Here is a 22,609-nt window from a genome sequence, read left to right on the forward strand (position 1 = left end):
AGGAGGCGGAGCGGTGCTTCGCCTCCTTTTGCAACTGCGAGGAAAGCGTCCCGACATGGATTTCGAACACCGATATGATAGGAACAAGGCATCGCTGACCGATGACGAATGCGCGGCGCTGGCTGCCAAGCGTATCGTTGTGGTGGGTTGCGGCGGCCTGGGCGGATCGGTCATCGAAGCTTTGGCCCGCATCGGCGTCGGACACCTTCGCGTTGTCGACGGTGACGTCTTCGACGAGAGTAACCTGAATCGCCAGATCCTGTGCACCGAAGCCACCGTCGGCCAAAAGAAAGCCCTGGTAGCAGCCGAGCGCATTGCCGCCATCAACAGCAGCGTGGCCGTCGAGCCCGTCGTCGCGTACCTGGACGAAGCCAACGCTTTCGAAGTCATCTCCGGTGCGGACTGCGTAGTGGACTGTCTCGACAACCTTGAAGCCCGCTTCTGGCTGGCCTACGCCTGCCAACACGCGAACACGCCGCTCGTCTACGGCGCCATCGCCGGTTGGTTCGGCCAGGTGTGCACGGTCTACCCCGGCGACGTGTCCTTCGTCAGCGTCTACGGAGAGCCTTTCGAAGGCGGCGGCGAAAGTCAGCACAAAGCCTTGGGAAATCTGCCCTTCACGGCGCATTCCATCGCAGCCATCCAAGCCGCCGAGGCCGTCAAGGTGGTACTTGAACGCCCCGGTCAGATTCGCAACCGCCTGCTGATGGTCGACCTTTTGGACGGCTCGGTTGACGACATGGAGCTGCGTTAGCGGGAGCATGGGCATGGCGGACACCATCGACCTGGACTGCGGCATCGCCTACGGACGCATAGCCGGATGGCTCGACGACGAGCTTGCCTTGCCGAGCGAAAACAACGCCTGGACATACGCCTGCCATGGCGGCTCGTGCCGCATCGCCATCGAGCCTTTGGAAAAGCGGTCCTTCGGCCTGATCAGCCTGGAGCGCACGCATCTGCTCGTGCAAGGTGACGAAACGGCCCTCGCCTCGTTCTACAAACTGTTCACACTTCGGTTCCTAAGCGCCGGCGGATAGCACCTGCCCGCCGCTCCCGCAGTGCTGCGCATGGGTGCAGCGCCGCTTGCGCAGGCGGGCTATTTCCTTCAGGTCACATGCGCTCATGCCGCCGAGCAGCCGTAGGCGCGCACCCATGCGCAGCACTGCGGGAGCCCTTGTGGCGGTTGCGGTCGGGATGCGCACACCCCCTACAGTTTGCTTGACACGCAGGCCACGCGATCGACTTCGTCAACATAGACCAGATGCAGCTCGGTGCCGTAGAGCTCCGAAAGCCTTTCACTGGTAAGCGTGGTTTCTGAATCCCCCACGGCCAGCGTACCGTCGTAGTTGAGCATGGCCACTTTGCCGCCCAAAAGAATGGGCTGGTCAGGGTTGTGCGTGGTCATGATGACGGCATAGCCGCGGTCGGCCAGCTGCTGGATGGTGCGCATCACACGAATCTGGTTTCCGTAGTCCAGCGCGCTGGTTGGTTCGTCGAACAGGATGATTTCCGGATCTTGCACGATGGCTCGGGCGATGGCCACACGTTGGCGCTCGCCGCCCGAAAGTTCCGATACGGCGCGGTCGGCCAGCTTCTCCAAGCTCAGGTCGGCGATTGCCTGGTCGACGCGGGCATAGTCCTCCTCCTGCGGCGTCGAGAACATGCCGATGCGCGGTGCGGCGCCCATGACCAGGTACTCGCGCACCGAATAGCCGTAGGTGACGCTGATGGTCTGGCGTACATACCCGATGTGGCTGGCAAGCGTCCGCGGCGAATACTCCCCGATGGGCTGGCCGCACACTTTCACGGTGCCGTGGGTCGGCGTGGCCAGGCCGGCGATGCAATTCAGCAACGTCGATTTGCCGGCGCCGTTGGGCCCGAGCAACGACAGGATTTCGCCTCGTCCGATGGAAAACGACACGTTACTGAAGATGATACGGTCCCTGGTGTACTGAAATGCCAGGTCAGTGGCTTCAAGCAGAACCTCCATCAGTCCACCTCCCTCTGCTTGACCAGGATGTAGCCGAACAGCGGCGCGCCTATGAGGCCCGTCAGCACGCCGAGCGGTATCTCGAAACCGGATATGTTGCGGGCAAGCAGGTCCACCAGGATCATGAACGCCGCCGCCACGAACACCACCGTGGGTATGAGACGTTTATTGTCGGCACCCACGATGCGCCGCGCCACGTGCGGAATGATCAGGCCGACCCATCCGATGGTGCCGGCAACCGAAACGGCGCTCGCCGTCAGCACGGTGGCCGCAACGATGACGACGTTGCGCTCGCGCCTCAGGTCCACGCCCAAAGATCGCGCCTCGTCTTCACCCAGCGACAGCAGGTTCAACCGCCAACGCATGGCAATAAGCACGATTGCCGCCACAACCATGACAGGTGCGGTGGTTTTCAACAATTCGAAATCCACCTTCGCGATGGAACCCAGCTGCCAGTACGTGATTTCCGCAAGTTGGGTATCGGGGTCGGCGACATATTTCATGAGACCCAGCACCGATGACATGAAGCCACCCACAATGACGCCTGAAAGCACCATCATCACGTTGGTGTGCTTATGCATGAATTTGGGAATGGAGACGGTTATGAACACGGTGATCAGGCCGAGCACGAAAGCGAAGACCTGCGTCATCCACTGGTCCATATACAGAAGAATGGACAGCGCCGCACCTACGCAGGCCCCGTAGCTTACGCCCAGGATGTCCGGCGACACCAGCGGATTCTGAAACACGCCCTGATACGAAGCGCCCGACAGAGCCAATGCCGAGCCCACCAACGCCGCAGCTACCACGCGGGGCAGGCGTATGTTCATGATGACGTTGTATTGGTTGGCAGTCCATACCTCTTCAACGTCGAGAAACGGGAAGTTCGATGCCAGAATGGCTATGGTGGTCTGAATGTCCACTTCGTAGCGTCCCACGCACATTGATACGATGCCCAAGACAACCACTAAGATGCCGCAAACGGTAAGGATGACCGGCAGCGGAAGATGCGCTGCGTTCCTTCCTGAAGCCTTCGGTCCTTCGGAGCGCTTCTCTCGGGACCGGACAGGCACGTCGCCTTTCACCATCGTTTTCCCCCTTTTGCACACCAAAACAGTTGTTTCGCTATATTCACTGGTTTAGCTTATTATAATTATTTCTTGCAAAGGATATTGCTCGGTTCCGATGTTTTAGGAGGGGGATATGAGCAGCAAGACAAACGGTATCATCAGCTCCAACGAAATCACGAGGCGTAAGTTCATCAAATTCGGCGCCACCGGCGCCGCAACCGTTTCGCTCATCGGCATGTTCGGATGCTCCAGCACCGAGGAGCCCGCAGAGCCTGAAGCCACCGAGGATGCATCTTCCGAAACCGCCGAACCGACAGCCGAACCCGAGGCGACCACGCAGGTCATCACCGACCTGACCGGCGCCGAGGTCGAAGTGCCCTTAGAAATCGAGAAAATCGCCGACCTGTGGCATGCGCACAACCAGATCGTCATCATGCTGGGTGCCGGCGACAAGCTGGTCGGAACCACCGAGAACTTCAAAAACCGCGCGTGGGCGAACGTGGTGTACCCGCGTCTGGCCGAGGTCGAAGCGCTGGTCGTGGGCAGCGGCGCTGGCGAAGTGAACTACGAAGAGGCTTTGAGCTTGGAGCCCGACGTGGTGTTCGCCTCCGACGAAGAAGTCACCGAAAATGCTCGCAACCAGGGTCTGACCACGGTCAACGTCATGTTCCAGGACTACGAGGGCCTGCGCAACAACGTCACCCTCACCGGTCAGGTGCTTGGCGCCGAGGCCCAGGCGGCCGCCGATGCGTGGGCAGCCACGCTCGACGAGAACATCGACCTGGTAGCCAGCCGCACCGAAGGCATCGCCGATGCGGACAAGCCTCGCATCCTGCACATCGTGAGTCCCCAGAGCTACACCATGGTCGACGGCACGAACACCATCGTCGACGAATGGATTAAGCTTGCCGGCGGCGTAAACGCCATTGAAACCGAAGGAAACCGTATCGAGCTGACCCTGGAAGAGATCCTCGGCTCCGACCCCGACATCATCATCATCGGCAGCGCCAAGCCTGAAGATGTCGATGCGTTTTTGGCCGACGAGCAGTTCAGCGGCCTGACCGCCGTCCAGAACGGTTTCGTGTACGCCAACCCCGAAGGCGTGTTCCCTTGGGACCGCTACTCCGGAGAAGAAGCGTTGCAGATTCTGTGGGCTGCCAAGTTCTTCAATCCCGACCTGTTCGAGGACGTCGACATGGTGCAGAAGACCCAGGAGTTCTACAGCAAGTTCTACGGCTACGACCTGACTGACGACGAGGCGACCCGCATCCTCGAAGGCGAACTGCCCGAATAACCAAATAACACGTACGAAAGGCCGTCCTTCGGGACGGCCTTTTTCTGTTTTGGCCACTATCACGACTGCTCCGCCTTTTCAAACCGTACATATCTCTATTTTGTACGGCGCGAATCTCACCTTGGCGCTTTACGATATACCCAGAAAGAAACGACGACATCGAAAGGGGTGGAAAATGATGCTGAACACGAGAGCATTCAAAAGAGTCGACGATTTGGCCTGCGCCCTTGAGTCGGCAGACCGCGAAGACGCCGCCCTGCCCCGTCGCGACAAGGCCCGCCGCATGGAGGAGCGCCTGCGCGCAATCGGCCGCGAGAAGGACGTTCCCTTGGAGCTGCGCACCTGGAACGGCCCCTGGTAGACGTCCTGAATTCACCAAAGCAGACAAACCGTTCTTTCAAGAAAGGACCCCCGAAAATGACCGAAGCCACCGAAAGCAAGACGTTCCTCGAGATGACCCGCGACCGCTGGAGCGTGCGCAGGTTTTCCGACCAGCAGATCAGCGCCGAGCATATGGACCGCATCCTGGAAGCCGGACGCAACGCCCCGAGCGCCTGCAACTACCAGCCCCAGCGCATCCTTGTGCTGCAGTCCGACGAAGCCATCGCCACCGTCCGCGGCGTGACGGGCTGGGCCTTCAACGCGCCCACCGTGCTTCTGGTCTGCTCCGATCTGACCGAGTCCTGGAAGAACCCCGACGGCTGCGACTCCGCCGAAGTGGACGCCACCATCGCGCTGGACCACATGATGATGGAAGCCTGGGAGTGCGGCGTCGGCTCCACCTGGGTGCGCGGCTTCGACGAGCGCGTCATGCGCAAGGCTTTCAACGTGCCCGACACCTGGAAGATCGTGGCCCTCATGCCCATGGGCTACCCCTCTGAGCAGGCCCGTCCTTCCCGTTGGCACTTCAAGCGAAAGTCCAACGAGGACCTCTACCGTTTCCTGTAAGAACCCCGGCCCCCAATACGAAGGACGGCGTGCCCATCGACACGCCGTCCTTTTCTGTTTGATATACGAGCGCAGCCTTACAGCTCGATGCGTTTGAACATCTCCTTGCCCACCATGCAGATCGGGCAGGTGTAGTCGTCGGGCAGCTCGTCCATTTCGACCACATAGCCGCAGGCCAGGCACTTCCATCCGTAGCGGACGCCTTCGGTCGCGGCGGGCTCGGCGGCCGGAGCCGCAGCCTCGGCCGATTCGGTCGCTTCTTCGGGCTGCTCGTAGCTGGAGGCCTTCGGCGGAGTCTTGCCGCCCTTGACCTTGTGGTAATAGGCATAGGTCATGGCCGCATCGCCGGACAGCACCTCGGCATCCACCACTTCGCCGATGAACAGGATGTGGGAACCCAGGTCGATCCGGTTGACCACCTTCGCGCAGAAATGCGCCGCCGCATGCTCGGTCACATAAGGAATGCCCAGTTCATCCACGGCATACTGCGTGTCGGCGAACTTGTCGAGCTCGGTGCTGGTACGGAATCCGAAGCGGCCGATCAGTTCCATGGTCGCGCTTTCGGTCAGCACGCTTGCCTCGAATGCGCCTGAGTCCTGCACCACGCCGCAGGTGACGTTCTCTTTGTTGATGGCCACGCTCACCTGAGCAGGCTTCGATGTGACCTGCGCAAACGTGTTTACCACGCAGCCTGCGCGAAGCTCGTCGTTCTTGGCGGTTATGATGTACAGGCCGTAATTCAGCGTACGGAATGCTTTGGTGTCCATGCGATCCCCCTTGTCGCGTCATGTAAATGCATAAGCACGGGTACTATTATGCCATGCCTTGACCTCCACCGACGTGACAACCTGATGTCGGCCGAACGAATGCGCCGGGCACGCCTCGAACCTGCCTGAAGATTCAGGAATCGGGGCTCCGTCTGCAACAAACGTATGACGGCAACGGCCGCGGCATCGTCCGTGCAACGGGAATTCCGAATCGTGTGCACTTAGGGGGATAATCGGTAAAAACGAGCCCCCGAACCAGACCCGTAGTCTTGTTTTACCACGTTTTACACCTCACATTTGACTATTGTGTGGCGTTTCTTTCGTGTATTCGTATCGATTTCGACCGAGCGAGGCGGTTTTCGAGCAGATTATCCCCTTAAGTGCACAGAAAACCGGAATCCCGTTGCACGGACCATGTTCCGCCCGCCTTTGGGCTTGAAGACAGTGGCGGCTGGGCATGCCAAGGCGCAGCCGTTCGCTCCGCAATGCAGCCTGGCGCCCGCAATCACCTCGAAAACCCTGCCTAAACGAAAAGGGCGGGAAGCCGAAGCCTCCCGCCCCATGGAGGGATGTGGTTTTGCAAGCGCGAGTCGTCGTGCGACGCTACTCGGCCAGCCACTTCATGCCGTCGGCGACGGTTTCGCCACCGGCACGGTACTCATGGCAGTTCTCGCAGGCCATGGCGTTGCCGCCCAGCTGCTCGGGAGTGTAGTCCAGGCTGGAGCCGTGGATGGGGGCATACGGGTTCCACATGCCCAGGTCCTCGGAATTGGCGAGGGCCTCGTCGCTCACCGCGCCGCCTTCGGCGTAGGCGAACAGGGCAGGCGCGTTGCCGTCCAGCTTCGGGCCCACGCCGATGGTGCCGTTGACGGCGCTCTCGGCGGCCACGTAGCCGAAGGTGATGGCGCGGCCGATGGAGGTGCCGGGAATGTGGCGCGGGTAGTTGCCCGCGAAGAAGCTGCCGGAGACGTTGCCGCAGGCGAACAGTCCGGGGATCGGCTCGTCATCCATATCGATCACGCTGCAGTTGGCGTCGATGCACAGGCCGCCCACCGTAGCCAGCACGTTGCTGTTGCTGGTGAAAGCGTACAGCTTGCCACCGGTGAAGGGCATGGTGATGTTCAGGTCACGGTCGAAGTCTTCGTCGCGCATGTTCTTGAAGAAGCCGGCATAGCGGTCGAGCGTCGCCTGCAGGCCCTCGGCGTCGATGCCGCAGGCTTCGGCCAGCTCAGCGGCGGTGTTGCCCTCGTACAGCCAACCCTTGCTCTTGAACTCCTCGAAGCCGCCGTCCTCAAGGCCTTCGCTCATGGCCTCGTCGAAGATGTACCAGCAGTTCTTGCCAAACGCAGGCTGGGCGTTCTGGGCGTTGGACACAACCTGGAAGGGACCGTCCTCGCGCACGAAGCGCTGGCCGCGGCCGTTCACCAGGATGCCGAAGTACACGGCGTTCCAAGTGCGGAAGTCGGCGAAGCTGGTGGGGGTGCCCCAACGGAAGTTCATGACGGGATGCGGAATCGGATCCATCTGGGCGCCGACGGCCAGACCCATCATGTGGCCGTCGCCCGTGGTGCCCCAGCCCGGATTCCACCAGCTGGAGTAGGCGTAATCCTCGGGACGGGTCCAGGCCTCCATCATCTCGGGGTTCGCATCGTAGCCGCCGGTGGCCAGAATGACGCCCTGGGCAGCGTTGGCGCGGAAGTATCCGTCGGCATCGCGGGCAACGACACCGGTCACGCGGCCGTCTTCGCCGCGCTCGAGCTGCACAGCAGGCGTGCTGAAGCGCATGTCGATGTTCTCAGGATAGGCGCTCTTGGCGATGTCCTGCATCTCCAGGCACACGTAGATGCCGGAAAGGCCGCTGCGGACGCCGGCGCTCTCGGGCAGGCAGGGGCTGTCGTAGAAGCCCAGCTCACTGGGGATAAACTGCGTCATGGCCGGCATGCCGTTGGTGGCCGGAGCCTCGGCGACGGGCGTGATGATGAAACCGTTGGCGCCCTTGTCCAGCATAGCCTGCCAGAAGTCGGTGGCCTCGCCGGAACGCTCCACATAGGTGCGCGGAGCCTCGGGGCGGATGCGGTAGTAAGCGGAGCGGTAGATCTCGTCCAGCAGGACAGCGCGGTCGATTTCCAGGCCGGCTTCCTTCTGGATCTTCGCGTCAACGGCGCCGAAGCACTCGAAGCAGCCGCGGCCGCGGGTCATCTTCTCAAGCACCAGGACCTTGGCGCCCATGTCGGCGGCCTTAAGGGCTGCCATCAAACCGCCGATGCCGGCACCCACGACGACCACGTCGAAGTCCTCTTCACGGTCGACGCTGCCCTGCAGCTCGGCCTCGAATGCCACGGGGCCGCGGGGGCCGGGGCATTTGGCCTTGCGGGCGGGCATGAGGTTCGCACCGTCAGCGTAGATGTTCTGGTAGTCGGCGGCAGCCATGCTTTCGCCTTCAGCGGCGGCGGCGTCGGTTGCAGCTTCGTCCTTCGCTGCAGGTGCCGAGCAGCCGGTTGCTGCAGCGGCGCCCATGGCCACAGCGCCGAGGGCGGCAGCGGTCACGAAGTTCCTACGAGTCAAGCTCCCCTGTTTCATTACGATTCCCCTCCTTGGATTATTTGCAGTTCCAGGGTTAGTATACACTGTATACTTGTTGCGTAGTGTACACTGCAGACGTAACACTCGCAAGGCATTTTTTTCGAAAAGGAACCACCATGGCGAAAGGAACGGCAGGGGCGCCGGGCAACGTGCCTCAGACGCAGCGACTCACACGTGAGATCATCGCCCGTACGGCGCTCGATATGGCTGATACCATGGGCATCACGAACGTTTCCATGCGCAAGCTGGCCTCCGAACTGGGCGTGACCGCCATGGCCCTGTACCGCTACTACGATTCCATGGACGACATCCAGGCGGCAGCCGTGGCCCTGGCGTTTACCGAGGTGGACACCAATTCCATCCCTGGAGAACGGTGGGACGATACGATGCGCCGCACCATGTCGTCCATCCGCGACATGTATCTGAACCACGCCGCCGCCGACCTTCTGGACATCGAAGGCGCAGGCGACAGCCCCGCGATGCAGGCCCACACCGAACGCATCTACAGCCTGCATGAGGCCCAGAACATCCCTGCGGACATCCTGCGCAAAGCATGGCGGATCGTCGACGCGTACCTCGGTGGATTCCTGAAGGGAGAACTGCTCGAAATCAAAAACGAGCATCGGCACCCCCAAGGCTCCCCCGAAGCCGAGTGGCGGCAAACCGCAGCTGGCGCCTATTCGGAAGAGACCTTCCACGACGGCATCGATATCATCGTCGCAGGCATACGGACCATGGCCGCCCCCGACCCCTGCGAATGGCATACGCCCATGGCGTAGCGCCGACATCAGAATTCGTATCGGAACACGACCTCGCGACCGTAGCTCACATCGGGCCAGAAACGCCCGGATGGGGAATGGAACTCGGAATATTCCATGGCCCGAAGGGCGATTTTTCGGAAGGCTTCCTTGTCGGAGACGACATCCAGATAGGCCTTCTGCAACTCCTCGTCGCGGCGGCGGCCGGAAATGCCCCACGAGTCGCACCAGCTCCAGATGAAACTGTCGAAGGCGATGCCCTCCTCGTCCTTACCGGCGGCACGAGAAAGCGTTTCCAGCTCCTCCATCAGGGAATTCATTCCGACAAGCTCCAGGTAACGGCGTTGGACCGCCGCACCCATATAGAGCCGGTCGGACAGCATGCGAATCTCCCAGTCCTTATCGTCTGGCTCGGGTGCGGCTTGAAAGATCCGACAGGCGAACAGGGTCGCCACCGCACGGAACAGCGCCGCCGCCTGCTCATCGGACGTCGGGCCCAGCTGCAGCATCTCATACACGGCGGATTTCACAGGAGACTTGAAACACCAGGAGCCCCAGTCGTCGCGAAGGTCCTCCGCAGCGATCGCCGCGTCGATTTCCGATTCGCAATCTTGCAGGTAGTCGATGGTGTCGGAGCAGGCACGCCTGTGCAGCTCATCCAGGCTCCCTCCGAACCCGCCGAACCCGAGCAGCTCGGCCATATCCGGGTCGCTGCCAAGCAAGCCGAGCCCCTCCGCCTGACCCAGGGCCTTCTCCAAACGCTCGAAGCATATCGATTCGTACTTCTGCTGGGCGATGCACAGATACCGGTTGCGCTGGGCCTCGCGATAATACCGAAAGCTCAGAAACCAAATATAGCTGCTGTTCAGAGGAGAGAACACGAGAAAACCCTTCCTGAAAGGCCGTTTGGACGGATGCGCTTGGCGAGCGTCTCCATTATGGCGCCGGCCTCTGGACGCGTTGCGCAATGCTCGGTTCCGTCGGAAACGGCGCGGCCACGCCACGCAGACCGGCTACGTCGGCCTACGAAGACGCCGAATACACACCCGACGCGCGAAGGCGCCGACCTGATGCCTTTGATCCGGGCGTTCGTGCAAAGCGGCAGGAACATCGCCGAGCATGCGGCAACCATAAAAGGCCTGGTCGAAGGGAACATAGCCATCGGCACGTACTTCAGCATCGCCGCCCAGTGGCTGCCGTCGGTCATCCGCGCGTTCCAGGACGACCACCCCGGCGTGTCCATTTCCATGGTCGAAGCCGGCAACGCCGAGCTTGCGCACCTGATGGCCGAGTCGCGCATCGACTGCTGCTTCACGAACCGACGCCTGGCAACCGGCGACTGGGTGCCGCTGGCCAGCGGCAGCATCGTGGCCTGGATTCCCACCGACTGGCCCGAAGCGGAGCTGGACGCCTTCCCTCTGGATCAAATGGAGAATAAGCCCTTCATCATGCCGCTGCCCGGCAACAAGAACGACGTCGAAACGTTGATTGCCGAACATCGCATCCACGTTGACGAAAGGTTCACCGCCAACGACGGGTACACCGCATGGCGCATGATGGAACAGGGGCTCGGCATGAGCCTGAACAATTCTCTGATGGGATGCACGTGGCAAGGCGACGTCCGCGTCATGTCGCTGGACCCGCCCCAGGAAATCGAGCTGGGCGTATCCGTTCCCTATCTGCAGGCGGCCTCGCCCGCAACCCGGGCGTTCATCGAGTACGCCACCCGCATCGTGCCCACGCTGTAGCGCCCAGATGCGTTACCGGCGCGTGACCTTAGTCCCCTGCGCCCGTTTCCGATGGCGTTTGACCAGGTAATTCGCAATGCCGCCCACAATGATGACCGCAAGCGACAGCTTCAGCACGCTGATCGCCGCCTCCTGGGGAACCTGGCTGGCGGACCCGACGGTGTCCTGGTAGAACGTCAGCTGGTACTCGATTTCGACAGGGTCGCCCATGGCCGTCGTGTCGGCGATCACGCCCATGGGCTCGTCCATCGTCGTGATGGGAATCGTGAACGTGGAGTTTCCTCCGTCGGTGGTCTCGTTGTAGTACGTGGTGTCCTCCACCACCATGTAATCGTAGTAGGAGCTTGACCACAGAAGCCGCGCGTACGCCTTGCCGTCGCGGACCACAAGCCAGGTGGGCGAACTCACGCTGGCACGTCCCGAGCCGCCCGTCATGTTCACCTCGATGGAATAGGTCCCGTCCTCAAGGTCGATGGGCACGCCGTCGGGCCCGTCCGCCGCGGCGTTGGCGGCAGCAGGGTCGGCCATGGCCTGCTCGCGCTGGGCCTCCTTCTGCTTTTCGGCCTCGATGGCCTCGGGCGTTCCCGGGATGGGCTTGCCATAGGCCTTGATGGCGTCTTCCACAAAGTCGTAATCAGGCACTTCGTAGGGAAGCGCCCCTTCAGGCAGCGACGACGCCTCGATCAGCACCTGGCGGTCGTACCACATGTTCTTCCGTTTGGAATAGGCCGCGCACTCGAAAGGCTGGTTGAGCGCCGGCACGTCCATTTCGAAAACGTCGCCGTCCGGGTCGATCTCGATGTAGTCGTCGTAAGGGGCCGCAGCGGCATCTTCGGCGCTGCCCGGGTAGACAAGCGTGTAGCTTCCCGAAGTCATGGTGAACCGGGCGTGCATCTTGCCGTCGCGCACCTCCAGCTGAACGTCCTCGAAGGCGAAAAAGCTCGAGGACGTGCGGGCCTCGACGGAATACGTCCCCTCCGCCACGTCGCTGGCCGAAATCGGTGTCATGCCGTAGACCCCGACCTGTTTCTGGCTGCCGTAGTCGCGGGCGGAAGCGTATTCGCCGTGTTCCTCGTCTGCAAAGGCGAACGTGGAGAACGCGCACGCCGCCAGGCACGCCGCCAGGCATGCCAGCGCCAGGTTGCGCGCGGCAGCGGTCGCCGTCCGTATGCGGGGCGTCGGCTGCATCATGCCTGCTCCAGCGGATAAGCGCACTGCGCATGCTTGACGAACAGGCTCTGGACCTCGGGATATTCCCCAAGGCCGCGCAGCACCGGGAGCACCTCGTAACCGCGGGCCGCAAGCTGGCTCGCCCACGAATCCGGGTCGGAGCCCGCCATGTCGTTTTGGGCATGGTCGCCGGCCACCATCATGAGGGGCGCAAGCCAGATGCGCGACGGCTTGCGGGTCTCGACGAACGCAAGCGCATCCGCGAAGGAAGGTTCGCCTTCCACCGTTGCGACGACGACGTCGTCCCGCCCTACGCGCCCGAACGCCTGCTGCATCCGCGAAAACGCCTCGTTTCCGCCGAAGGCCGACCCGTGCCCCATGAGCACCAACGCGTCGCCGCCGCGCATCTCGGCGAACGCGCTGCAGATGGCGCGAGCCAGCGCTGTGCAGTCATCATCGCAGGTGAGCAGCGTATTCCCCAAACAAATGCGGTCGAAATCACCGGCGTGCTCGCGCAAGGTTTCCAGCATGACCCGATTCTCCCGACCCTGCATCAGGTGCGTCGGCTGCACCAGCACGTCGGAAACGCCCGCCGTTGCCATGGCGTCGAGGGCTTCCGCCAGCTGCATGTGGTGCACGCCCGTCTCCCGTTCCACCTTGGCGCAGATCACCCGCGAGGTCCAGCAGCTGTAGAAGGCCCGTTCGGGCATGGCCTGGGCAAGCGCGCGCTCCACGGCGCCGATAGTCCTCTCGGCGACACCCGGAGCAGACGTACCGAAGCTCACAACCAACAAAGCCTTGTTCATGGAACGCCTCCTACAGGTTCTTCTTCTTGTAAATGAACGCGAACGACAGCAGCGAGAACACCGCCAGGTACGCCAGAAGCACGGCAAAACCGACCCAGCCTGGGTCGCCGCCTGCGGAAACCGAACGAATCATGTCGCTGGCCTGCGACAACGGCAAGGCTGACACCACCTCGCGGAAGCCGTGGGGCATCTGCTCGGTGGAGAAGAACGTGTTGCAGAGGAACGACATGGGGAAGATGATGTAGCTGTTGAACCGTGGCGCGTCCGTGTAGCTTTTGGCCAGAAACGACAGCACGAGCGCAAGCGTCGAGAAGACCATGCCGTTCAGGAACATAATCAGGATCGACACACCGTTGAACACGAGCGTGGTTCGCACCGGCGTGGTGATCAGCAAAATGATGGCGCCCGCATACAGGCCGCGCAGGCTGCCGCCGATGATCTGGCCCAAAATGAACTGCCACAGCGGCGTGGGCGACACCATCACTTGGTCAAGGGCCTTCTCGTAGAGCCGTTGCACGCTCATGTTCTGCGCCACGGCCGAGAAGCTGCCCGTCATGGTGGACATGGCCACGACGCCCGGGATGAGGAAGTTGAGGTACGGCTCGCCGTGGGACATGGTCTGGATGCCCAGCCCGAACACCAGCAGGTACATGAGCGGGGACATGACGGCAGCAACGGTGATCTTGTAGAAATCCCGCTTGAACTCCGTCCATTTCTCCCATAGCACCGTGATGATGCCCATGCTCTCACCTTGGGAACCGCTGCGGCTAGTTGCCGAGGCGCTTCCCGACCCTTTCTACGAAAACGTCTTCCAACGTGGTGTTGCGCAGCGTCGCATCGTCGCCGAGCCCTTCGAGATGCGCGATGGCATCGGCCCGCCGGCGATAATATGTGCTGACTACACGGTCGTCGGTCACTTCATCAACGGCGAAGGCGCCCAGCTCCTCGATGAGGTTCTGGGGCGTATCCACCGTGTCGAGCTTGCCCGAATCCAGCAGCGCCACGCGGTTGCACAGCGATTGGGCCTCGTCGATGTAGTGCGTGGTCAGGATGATGGTCAGGTTGTTGGCGCGATGGAGCTGCCGCAGAAGATTCCACATCTGACGGCGCGCCAGCGCGTCCATGCCCGCCGTCGGCTCGTCCAGCAGCAGAATTTCCGGGTCGGTCATGAGCGCCCGGCAGATCATGACCTTGCGCTTCATGCCGCCGGACAGGTGGCGCACGATGCGCTTGCGGCAGTCCGCAAGCCCCGTGAATTCGAGCAGCTCGTCGGTTTTGCGGCGGATGTCCTTGCGTTTCATGAAATACAGACGGCCCTGGTACTCCATCACCTCGTCGATGGTCATGTCCTGGCGCATCGAGTATTCCTGGGTGATGACGCTGAGCTTGCGCTTCTCGGCGGAAGCGGCGCGGGTCAGCGGCTTGCCGTCGATAAGCACCTGGCCTTCGGTAGGCAGCAGCACCGTCGAAATCATGGATATGGTCGTGGTCTTGCCTGCGCCGTTGGGCCCGAGCAGACCGAAGAACTCGTTGGTGTCGACGGTCAGGCTCAGGTGGTCGACAGCCGTGAAGCCGTCGAAGTCTTTGGTGAGGTTGCGCAGTTCGATCATGGCAGGGCCTTCAGAAACGGGGCGTCCGCAGCACGCGGGCCGTTACGCCTCTTTGACGATAACGACTGAGAAATAGTCTCCCGTATCGCCCATATCCGCAAGGTGCTCGAACACTTTCTCATCGGAAAGTCCGCAATTCGAGACCATGCTCGCCCGGTCCAGCATGCCGCGTTCCGCAAGCTTGTCACGCAGCTCGAACAGGCGCTTGCCGGATTTCATGAACACCTTGTTGGCGGGCACGTCCAGGATCTCGTCCACGTCGCGCGCCATGACGGGAGTTACCAGCATGCGCTCGTGACCTTGGCAAAGCGCCGTTCCCAAACGTGCGGCGCAGGCTGAAAACGACGTGACGCCGGGGATGATGACGGCATCGTAGCCGCGATCCTGCATGATTTCGTGGATGTATATATAGGTAGAATACACGCCGATGTCGCCCAGGCAGAGGTACGCCACCGACTTGCCCGCGTCCAGCAGCTCGCACAGGTCGTCGGCGATGCGCTCGTAGGCAGCCATGGCTTCCGCATGGTCGTGGGTCATGGGCGTGGAGCAGTCGAGGAGCTCCTTGCCTTCCAGGTATTCAGCCGCGATGGTGTAAGCTGTCTGGCGTTTGTGGCCGATATTGGGAACGGCGACCACGTCGCACTCGCGGATGGTGCGAATCGCCTTGACGGTCATCAGCTCCGGATCTCCAGGACCTACGCTAACGCCGAACAGCTTCCCTTTCACTTCGAACACCTCATTCATCAGTATTGAAACCGTGATGTGCCATGATATCACTATGGATATGACGACACGACACGACCGTGGCCTTACGCCCCGCGGGACATCGGGGGCACTGATAATTGACTTGGCCGGGTTGGCGTGCGCCACCCGGCTGGGCGATAATGGCGCCTGGCCCGCCCAGTGTCCCGCAGTATGTACTTGGGCTGCAGACTCGAACGCTCGTGCGAACCGCGAACACCTGCTGATATGATAGGCGGCATTCCGTTTTCCGCATCGAAAGGCCGCCCATGAAATACAAGCTGCTCCTCGTGCTCGCCACCCTCATCTGGGGCAGTTCGTTCGTCATGGTGAAGGACCTGACCGACGTCATGGCGCCCGCATGGCTGCTCGCCATCCGCTTCGTCGCAGCGACGGTGGTGATGGCTGCGGTCTGCCTGGTACGGCGCGAGCCCCTGTTCGACCGCGAACACATCAAATACGGCATCATCATCGGGCTGCCACTTTTCATGGGATACCTGTTCCAAACGATAGGCATCACCGACACAACGCCAGGCAAGAACGCTTTCCTCACAGCGACCTACTGCGTCATCGTTCCATTCTTGACCTGGGCCGTCGATCGAAAGCGCCCGAACCGTTTCAACATCGTGGCCGCGCTGCTGTGCCTGTCGGGCATCGGGCTCATCAGCCTGACCGGCAGCTTCACCATCGGATTCGGCGACGCCATGACCCTGTGCTGCGCCGTCTTCTACGCGGTGCAGATCCTGTTCATGTCCAAATTCGGCAAGGGACGCAACGTCGTCGTGCTCACCGTCTGGCAGTTCGCCACCGTAACGGCAGGCAGCCTTATGGTCGCCCTCGTGTCGGCCGAGCCGCCGACACCAGCTGCCATGACCCCTGGCGTGTGGTTGTCCTTTGCCTACCTGGCTTTTATCGTGACGGCGCTGGCCGTCTTCGTGCAGAACATCGGCCTTGCCAATGTGGAGCCGGCCACCGGCGGCCTGCTGCTATCGCTGGAATCGGTGTTCGGCGTGGCCTTCAGCATCGCCCTGGGCCGCGAGCCGCTCACGCCGCGCATCCTCGTCGGATTCGTGGTCGTGTTCGTCGCCATGGTGGCTTCCGAATACCTGCCCGCCAAGTTGGAACGTCGCCGAACATCCTAACGGCCGTGCAGATGTTGCGGGAACGTTGCCGCTTCGTCACATGCGATTTCTACCTATGCGGTACAATCCCGCCTATAGAGGATTCCAAGAGACCACAAACGCTGCTTACACCGATCGAGGAAACCATGGCTGAGATCTTCCAAAACGCCCCCGCCCCTGCAGGGGCCCACGCCGCAACGCAATCCGCATGGCGAAAATACCTGCCCATAGCCGGCATTGCCCTGCTGGCCGTCGTTTTGATCCTGGCCGCGCTGGCTGCCACTTCCCACATCGACATCTCGCTCGAAGGCGAAGACACCGTCACGCTCACGAACCGCGAGCCCTATGAAGAGCCGGGCGCATCGGCCCAGTTCAGCAGTGTCGTTTTCGGCGACGGACACGGGCTTGGCAAGGTGAATGTGAAGTGCACAGGCGATGTGGACGACACCGAGCCCGGCGAATACGAGCTCACCTACAGCGCACGGTTCCTTCTCTGGTCTGCGGAAACCAAGCGCTACGTCATCGTGGAGGACACTGCCGCCCCCGAAATCACGTTGACCGAAAGCACCGACGAGTACCTGCCTTTGGGAACCGATTTCGAAGAGCCCGGGTTCGACGCCGTGGACGACTACGACGGCGATGTGGCCGACAAGGTCGAAGTGACCGGCAGCGTGGATTCCAGCACGCCCGGAACCTACGAGCTCACCTACACGGCAACCGACGCCGCGGGCAATTCCTCCCAGGTCACCCGTACTGTCGAGGTCCGCGACATGACGGCGCCCACCATCACGCTGGAAGGCGATGAGAGCATCAACGTGTTCCAGGACACAACCTTCGAGGACCCGGGGTATTCGGCCTCCGACGACTATGACGGCGATATAACCGACACAGTCGAGATCACAGGCAAGGTGGACATCGCCACGCCCGGCGACTACACCATAACCTACACGGCAACCGACGCCGCGGGCAATTCCTCCCAGGTCACACGCACGGTGACTGTGAAGCCGGTGCTCAAGCAGGGCAACGTCACCGACGTGCCCGACCATAAGGTGGTCTACCTCACCTTCGACGACGGCCCCGGCGACTACACCCAGGAGCTGCTGGACATCCTGGCCCGCCACAACGTGAAGGCCACCTTCTTCGTGACCGGCAACGGCGACGCGAGCCTTATCGCCAAGGAGGCCCAGGCCGGCCACAGCATCGGCGTGCATACCTACACCCACGACTACAACACCATCTATGCCAGTGAGGCGGCCTTCTTCGCGGATTACGAGAAGATGCAGTCCGTCATCGAGCAGCAGACCGGCTCGCGCACCACCCTCATGCGATTCCCCGGCGGAAGCTCCAACACCGTGAGCGACTTCAACCCGGGCATCATGACCAGGCTGACTGCATCCGTGACCGCCCAGGGCTACCAGTACTTCGACTGGAACGTGAGCTCAGGCGATGCCGGCGGCACCACCGACAAGGACAAGGTGGTGGAAAACGTCATCGAGGGCATGAAGAGCCACGACGTATCCGTGGTGCTGCAGCACGACATCAAGGATTTCAGTGTGGAAGCTACCGAAGAGATCATCGTCTGGGGTCTGGAAAACGGCTACACCTTCCTGCCGCTTTCGTCGTCAAGCCCCACCGCCCACCACGGCGTGAACAACTAGCCCCACCGCTAGCGAGGGGAGGGACAGGGGGACGGAGGGTATTGTCCCTTCGTTGACGCGCATGCGACAAACACCCGAACCTTCCCTGTCACATACGGCCCGACCCACGAGAAAGGACCCGGCGCAGATGTGTCGGGTCCTTTCGTACCGAAGATGATTAGGCGTCGTCCGCGTTAGTTACCAGGGACGATGGCGTCCAGGTTGAAGCCCATGCCGCAGGTGTGGGCGGTCTTTTCGGAGGCCATGAACACAACGGCGAGAACGGGCGTATTCGGTCGTTTTCACCATGCCATCAGGCGTTATATAAGGATTGACAACATACGGACGCGCCGAAGGTGCGTCCTTACGAGATGGGGATCAGGCCGTCGATGCCTAGCGAGCGGGGCAAAAGGCCCGACGTCCCGGGACAATGGGGACGGAGCCTTTTGTCCAGCCGTTGCTAATCCCTGAATAGGGCTAGAGCCTCGGCGCGGGTTTTCTGGTCCTCTTTGAACACACCGCGCACGGCGCTCGTCACGGTTAGCGACCCAGGCTTGCGGATGCCCCGAGCGGTCATGCACATGTGCTCGGCCTCGATGACCACGATGGCGCCCAGCGGATCCAATGCTTCCATCAAGGCGTCCGCCACCTGAGACGCCAGACGCTCCTGGACCTGAGGACGCCGGGCGAAACCCTCCACGCAGCGGGCGATCTTCGACAGGCCCGTAATGCGGCCTTTCCGCGGGATGTAGGCCACGTGCGCACGCCCGCTGAACGGCAGCAGATGGTGCTCGCACATGGAGTTGAAGGGGATGTCCTTCACGATGACCATTTCCTCATGGTCGGCCTCGTGGAACTGCTTCTTCAGGTGGTCCGCAGGGTTCTCTTGCAACCCGGCGAAAATCTCCGCACAGGCGCGGGCCACCCGAGACGGCGTCTCGAGCAGTCCCTCGCGATCGGGGTCCTCGCCTATGGCGTAAAGAAACTCGCGGATGGCCGCCTCGGCGCGCGGCTGGTCAAGCTTCCGATATTCGGATTCGGTCATGCTGTCCTACCTTCCCATTTGGGACTGACATGGTCGAAAGTTCAGTTCACTACCCCAACGTGCGCTCGGCCGCCGTCACCACATGCTCGGCCAGCACCGCCGTGGTAACACTGCCCACGCCGCGGGGTACGGGCGTGATGGCGGCAACAACAGGCTCAACCTCGTCGAAGGTCACGTCGCCGCAGAGCTTGCCGGCGGCATCATCCCAGTTGATACCCACATCAATCACGACTTGGCCTTCGCGTACCTCGCTTGCGCCCACCGTGCCGATGTGCCCGGCCGCCACCACCAGGATGTCGGCTTCGCGGCACGCGGCGGAAAGGTCCTTCGTGCGAGTGTGGCACATGGTTACCGTGGCGTTGGCGGCCTGCAGCATCATGCTCACCGGCTTGCCGATCACCAGGCTGCGGCCCACGACAGCAAGCTTCGCGCCAGTCAGCTCGTATCCGTAGTGCGAAAGCACCTTCATGCAGGCGTCCGCCGTGCAGGGCGGAAAACCTACCGGGCGATTGGCGAACACACCGAAAAGCGAGCCCTCCGTTATGCCGTCGGCATCCTTTTCCGGAGCCAGGGCCTCGCAGGCGGCCGCCTCGTCCAGATGCTTCGGCAGCGGGCGGAACATGAGGCACCCGTGGATGCTTTCATCCTTGTTGATCCAGTCGACCACGTTCAGAAGTTCGGACTGGGAGCAGTTCTCAGGCAGCACGAACCGGCGGCAATCGAGCCCCAGCGCCTCGAAGCGCTTTATGGCGCCGCGTTCGTAGGACAAATCGTCATCGCGCTCCCCCACCCTCAGGATGGCCAGCTGCGGCGTGACGCCGGCGGCCTTGAGCGCCTCGATGCGGGGCGCAAGCTTCTCATTGATGGCATCCGCGACCGGTTTGCCGTACAGAATCTCGGCCATTGGTTACCCCCTGATGGAATCGGTGATTTCGTCCGCAACCGACTTGGCGCGCGGCACATAGGCAAGAAGTTCGTCGGCCTCGGCCTCCACCTGCGCGGCGAAGTCGCGGTCGAGCAGACTCTTGGTGTTGATGAACACGTTGAGGGCGGCGGCTCGCATCGCGGCGGCACTCATGACGGCACCGCAGGCGACGTCGCTGATCAGCATCCTGGAGCCTTTCACATCGAGCTCCTCGAGCAGCTCGATGGCCCGTGCGATCTGGCGCATCATCTCAAGCGGAGCCGCCAGGGCGTTCTTCGTGGCGGCCTCGAGCACCTCACCACGCGTCGGATCCTCTTTCGGAATGCCGTACGCCTTAGACAGGGGCTCGAACGCCTCGGCGTCTTCGAACACCAGCTCGATGAGCCTTGCACGAATCACGTCTCCCTCAGCCAGGATGCGCTGGATGTCATCCTCGTATTCGGCGTACTTTTTCTTGCCCGTTGTGAAATTGGCGGTCATGCTGCCCAGCGCCACGCCGAGCGCGCCGACGTAGGCGGCAGCCCCGCCTCCGCCGGGAACGCTGACCTTGGCGGCCAGGGCATCGGCGAACTCGATGCAGCTCTTTTCCATCAGTTTCTCAGCCATGCGAACTCCTTCAAGCCGAACCGTTTCCTAGAACAGGCCCACGATCTTGCCCTCGGGAGTCACGTCGATGCGCTCGGCTGCGGGACGCTTGGGCAGACCGGGCATGGTCATGATCTCGCCGGTGAGCGCCACGATGAAGCCAGCGCCGGCAGAGATCTTCAGGTTGCGCACCGTAATGCGGAAGTCGCGCGGCGCACCCAGTTTGGTCTGGTCGTCCGTGAAGGAGTACTGGGTCTTGGCGACGCAGATGGGCAGCTTGTCGAAGCCGAGCTCGTTGAGCTGGGCCAGCTGCTTCTTCGCGTTGGCGGTGTAGTCCACGCCGTCGGCATGGTAGATTTTGGTCGCGATGGCCTCGATCTTGGCCTCGATGGAGTCCTCGACGTCGTAGCTGAAGCGGAAATCGGAAGGCTGCTCGCAGGCGCTAACGACCTCTTCGGCAAGCGCCACGGCACCTTCGCCGCCCTTGGCCCAGTGCTCTGCCAGCACGGCGTTCACACCGAGCTCCTTGCATTTAGCCTGAACCAGCTCAAGTTCTGCCGGCGTGTCCGTCGGGAAGGCGTTGATGGCCACCACGGCAGGCAGGCCGTAGACGTCCTGGATGTTTCCGACGTGCTGCAGCAGGTTGGGCAGGCCGGCCTCCAGGGCTTCGAGATTCTCGGTTCCCAGGTCGGCCTTGGCCACGCCGCCGTTGTACTTCAGGGCGCGGACGGTCGCCACGATGACCACGGCGGAGGGCTGGATGCCGGCGTAGCGGCACTTGATGTCCAGGAACTTCTCAGCACCCAGGTCGGCGCCGAAGCCGGCCTCGGTGACCACGTAGTCGGCCATCTTCAGCGCGGTGGTCGTCGCCTGCACGGAATTGCAGCCGTGCGCGATGTTGGCGAAGGGGCCGCCGTGCACGAATGCCGGGTTGTTCTCGAGCGTCTGCACCAGGTTCGGCTTGATGGCGTCCTTCAAAAGCGCCGTGCACGCACCCTCGGCTTTAATGTCGGAAACGGTGACCGGCTTGCCGCTGCGGCTGTAGGCCACGACCATGCGGCCGAGGCGCACATTGAGGTCCGCCAGGTCGGTAGCCAGGCAGAATACCGCCATGACCTCGGAAGCCACCGTGATGTCGAAGCCGTCCTCGCGAGCCACGCCGTCGCCAGGGCCGCCCAGGCCGTCCACCACGTTGCGCAGCTGACGGTCGTTCATGTCGACGCAGCGGCGCCAGATGACCTTCTTGGGGTCGATGTCCAGCGCGTTGCCCTGCTTGATGTGGTTGTCCAGCATGGCCGCGATGAGGTTGTTCGCCGCACCGATGGCGTGGAAGTCGCCCGTGAAGTGCAGGTTGATGTCCTCCATGGGCACCACCTGGGCGTATCCGCCGCCGGCAGCGCCGCCCTTCACGCCGAACACGGGGCCCAGCGAAGGCTCGCGCAGCGCCAGCATGCTGGACTTGCCTATTCTGCACAGCGCGTCGTGCAGGCCCACGCTCGTGGTGGTCTTGCCCTCGCCCGCCGGCGTGGGGTTGATGGCCGTGACCAGGATCAGCTTGCCCTTCATGGGCACGTCCTTGTAGGAATGAATGTCGACCTTGGCCTTGTATCGGCCGTACGGCTCACAGGTTGCCCAGTCGATGCCGGCCCTGTGCGCCACCTCTTCGATGGGCAGCATCTCGCATTCCTGCGCGATCTCGATATCGGATTTCCAGTCAGACATTTTCCACTCCTAACCTGGTATTTTCATTAATTGGAAGGTATCATCGGCACGCCGTTTCAGGCATTCCTAAACTTAGGTACGTTTTCTCC

At 62.0% G+C, this 22,609-nt stretch carries 23 protein-coding genes; 9 read left to right on the plus strand and 14 right to left on the minus strand.

Annotated elements, in window-relative coordinates; genetic code table 11:
* The first annotated feature begins 55 nt into the window (after nt 1-55).
* Together SHEL_RS12130 and SHEL_RS12135 are read left to right on the plus strand one after the other, a co-directional pair.
* Complete coding sequence (locus SHEL_RS12130; protein WP_012799575.1) at nt 56-754, plus strand: HesA/MoeB/ThiF family protein; 699 nt, start codon at nt 56-58, stop codon at nt 752-754.
* 13 nt (nt 755-767) lie between these two features.
* Nucleotides 768-1,037 (plus strand): hypothetical protein, encoded by a 270-nt coding sequence (locus tag SHEL_RS12135; protein ID WP_012799576.1) that lies wholly within the window; start codon nt 768-770, stop codon nt 1,035-1,037.
* Between the two features lie 170 nt (nt 1,038-1,207).
* Here SHEL_RS12135 and SHEL_RS12140 read toward each other — a convergent pair whose 3' ends face one another.
* Nucleotides 1,208-1,990 (minus strand): ABC transporter ATP-binding protein, encoded by a 783-nt coding sequence (locus tag SHEL_RS12140; protein WP_012799577.1) that lies wholly within the window; start codon nt 1,988-1,990, stop codon nt 1,208-1,210.
* Complete coding sequence (locus SHEL_RS12145; RefSeq protein ID WP_012799578.1) at nt 1,990-3,078, minus strand: FecCD family ABC transporter permease; 1,089 nt, start codon at nt 3,076-3,078, stop codon at nt 1,990-1,992. Before SHEL_RS12145 ends, SHEL_RS12140 begins: the two co-directional genes overlap by 1 nt.
* 115 nt (nt 3,079-3,193) lie before the next feature.
* On the opposite strand from SHEL_RS12145, the gene SHEL_RS12150 reads away from it, so the two are divergent.
* The 3 genes from SHEL_RS12150 to SHEL_RS12160 all read left to right on the plus strand — a co-directional run bounded on the left by SHEL_RS12150 (nt 3,194) and on the right by SHEL_RS12160 (nt 5,302).
* Nucleotides 3,194-4,354: an ABC transporter substrate-binding protein gene (locus tag SHEL_RS12150; RefSeq protein WP_012799579.1), complete on the plus strand. Its 1,161-nt coding sequence runs from the start codon at nt 3,194-3,196 to the stop codon at nt 4,352-4,354.
* 175 nt (nt 4,355-4,529) lie between these two features.
* Nucleotides 4,530-4,715: a hypothetical protein gene (locus SHEL_RS12155; protein ID WP_012799580.1), complete on the plus strand. Its 186-nt coding sequence runs from the start codon at nt 4,530-4,532 to the stop codon at nt 4,713-4,715.
* Between the two features lie 56 nt (nt 4,716-4,771).
* Complete coding sequence (locus SHEL_RS12160) at nt 4,772-5,302, plus strand: nitroreductase family protein (RefSeq protein WP_012799581.1); 531 nt, start codon at nt 4,772-4,774, stop codon at nt 5,300-5,302.
* A 77-nt stretch (nt 5,303-5,379) separates the two neighbouring features.
* On the opposite strand, the gene SHEL_RS12165 is transcribed toward SHEL_RS12160, so the two are convergent.
* Both SHEL_RS12165 and SHEL_RS12170 read right to left on the minus strand, forming a co-directional pair.
* The gene (locus SHEL_RS12165) at nt 5,380-6,069 is read right to left on the minus strand and encodes a flavin reductase (RefSeq protein ID WP_012799582.1); all 690 of its coding nucleotides are present in this window, start codon (nt 6,067-6,069) and stop codon (nt 5,380-5,382) included.
* A 603-nt stretch (nt 6,070-6,672) separates the two neighbouring features.
* The gene (locus SHEL_RS12170) at nt 6,673-8,649 is read right to left on the minus strand and encodes an FAD-dependent oxidoreductase (protein WP_012799583.1); all 1,977 of its coding nucleotides are present in this window, start codon (nt 8,647-8,649) and stop codon (nt 6,673-6,675) included.
* A 119-nt stretch (nt 8,650-8,768) separates the two neighbouring features.
* Here SHEL_RS12170 and SHEL_RS12175 point away from each other — a divergent pair, with 119 nt between their 5' ends.
* Nucleotides 8,769-9,431, plus strand: coding sequence for a TetR/AcrR family transcriptional regulator (locus SHEL_RS12175; protein ID WP_012799584.1), 663 nt, complete (start codon nt 8,769-8,771; stop codon nt 9,429-9,431).
* An 8-nt stretch (nt 9,432-9,439) separates the two neighbouring features.
* On the opposite strand, the gene SHEL_RS15335 is transcribed toward SHEL_RS12175, so the two are convergent.
* Complete coding sequence (locus SHEL_RS15335) at nt 9,440-10,291, minus strand: hypothetical protein (RefSeq protein WP_012799585.1); 852 nt, start codon at nt 10,289-10,291, stop codon at nt 9,440-9,442.
* Between the two features lie 189 nt (nt 10,292-10,480).
* On the opposite strand from SHEL_RS15335, the gene SHEL_RS15340 reads away from it, so the two are divergent.
* A complete protein-coding gene (locus tag SHEL_RS15340; protein WP_012799586.1) occupies nt 10,481-11,158 on the plus strand; it encodes a LysR family transcriptional regulator substrate-binding protein in 678 nt (225 codons plus the stop codon).
* A 12-nt stretch (nt 11,159-11,170) separates the two neighbouring features.
* Here the strand turns inward: SHEL_RS15340 and SHEL_RS15485 are convergent, their stop codons facing one another.
* From SHEL_RS15485 to cobI, 5 genes are read right to left on the minus strand one after another with little or no spacing between them, the layout of a single operon-like run.
* Nucleotides 11,171-12,349: a hypothetical protein gene (locus tag SHEL_RS15485; RefSeq protein WP_197720357.1), complete on the minus strand. Its 1,179-nt coding sequence runs from the start codon at nt 12,347-12,349 to the stop codon at nt 11,171-11,173.
* Nucleotides 12,346-13,134, minus strand: a complete 789-nt coding sequence (locus tag SHEL_RS12200; RefSeq protein ID WP_012799588.1) for a sirohydrochlorin cobaltochelatase — start codon at nt 13,132-13,134, stop codon at nt 12,346-12,348. Before SHEL_RS12200 ends, SHEL_RS15485 begins: the two co-directional genes overlap by 4 nt.
* Nucleotides 13,135-13,144: 10 nt before the next feature.
* Complete coding sequence (locus tag SHEL_RS12205) at nt 13,145-13,876, minus strand: ABC transporter permease (RefSeq protein ID WP_012799589.1); 732 nt, start codon at nt 13,874-13,876, stop codon at nt 13,145-13,147.
* 25 nt (nt 13,877-13,901) lie between these two features.
* On the minus strand, nt 13,902-14,744 hold the full coding sequence (locus tag SHEL_RS12210; RefSeq protein ID WP_012799590.1) for an ABC transporter ATP-binding protein: 843 nt from the start codon (nt 14,742-14,744) through the stop codon (nt 13,902-13,904).
* Nucleotides 14,745-14,786: 42 nt separating this feature from the next.
* Complete coding sequence (gene cobI, locus SHEL_RS12215) at nt 14,787-15,470, minus strand: precorrin-2 C(20)-methyltransferase (protein WP_197720358.1); 684 nt, start codon at nt 15,468-15,470, stop codon at nt 14,787-14,789.
* Between the two features lie 284 nt (nt 15,471-15,754).
* On the opposite strand from cobI, the gene SHEL_RS12220 reads away from it, so the two are divergent.
* On the plus strand, nt 15,755-16,627 hold the full coding sequence (locus tag SHEL_RS12220) for a DMT family transporter (protein ID WP_012799592.1): 873 nt from the start codon (nt 15,755-15,757) through the stop codon (nt 16,625-16,627).
* A gap of 125 nt (nt 16,628-16,752) precedes the next feature.
* The gene (locus SHEL_RS12225; protein WP_012799593.1) at nt 16,753-18,264 is read left to right on the plus strand and encodes a polysaccharide deacetylase family protein; all 1,512 of its coding nucleotides are present in this window, start codon (nt 16,753-16,755) and stop codon (nt 18,262-18,264) included.
* A gap of 439 nt (nt 18,265-18,703) precedes the next feature.
* Here SHEL_RS12225 and folE read toward each other — a convergent pair whose 3' ends face one another.
* Genes folE through SHEL_RS12245 form a run of 4 tightly spaced genes read right to left on the minus strand, consistent with a single transcriptional unit; the run spans nt 18,704 to nt 22,520 of the window.
* The gene (gene folE, locus SHEL_RS12230; RefSeq protein WP_012799594.1) at nt 18,704-19,288 is read right to left on the minus strand and encodes a GTP cyclohydrolase I FolE; all 585 of its coding nucleotides are present in this window, start codon (nt 19,286-19,288) and stop codon (nt 18,704-18,706) included.
* A 49-nt stretch (nt 19,289-19,337) separates the two neighbouring features.
* Nucleotides 19,338-20,192 (minus strand): bifunctional 5,10-methylenetetrahydrofolate dehydrogenase/5,10-methenyltetrahydrofolate cyclohydrolase, encoded by an 855-nt coding sequence (locus tag SHEL_RS12235; RefSeq protein ID WP_012799595.1) that lies wholly within the window; start codon nt 20,190-20,192, stop codon nt 19,338-19,340.
* A gap of 3 nt (nt 20,193-20,195) precedes the next feature.
* On the minus strand, nt 20,196-20,819 hold the full coding sequence (locus SHEL_RS12240; protein WP_012799596.1) for a cyclodeaminase/cyclohydrolase family protein: 624 nt from the start codon (nt 20,817-20,819) through the stop codon (nt 20,196-20,198).
* A gap of 27 nt (nt 20,820-20,846) precedes the next feature.
* Nucleotides 20,847-22,520 carry a formate--tetrahydrofolate ligase gene (locus tag SHEL_RS12245; protein WP_012799597.1) on the minus strand — a complete coding sequence of 558 codons (1,674 nt, stop codon included), beginning with the start codon at nt 22,518-22,520 and terminating at the stop codon, nt 20,847-20,849.
* Nucleotides 22,521-22,609: the final 89 nt, after the last annotated feature.

Source organism: Slackia heliotrinireducens DSM 20476, from assembly GCF_000023885.1.
GTDB classification, from domain to species: Bacteria; Actinomycetota; Coriobacteriia; order Coriobacteriales; family Eggerthellaceae; genus Slackia; species Slackia heliotrinireducens.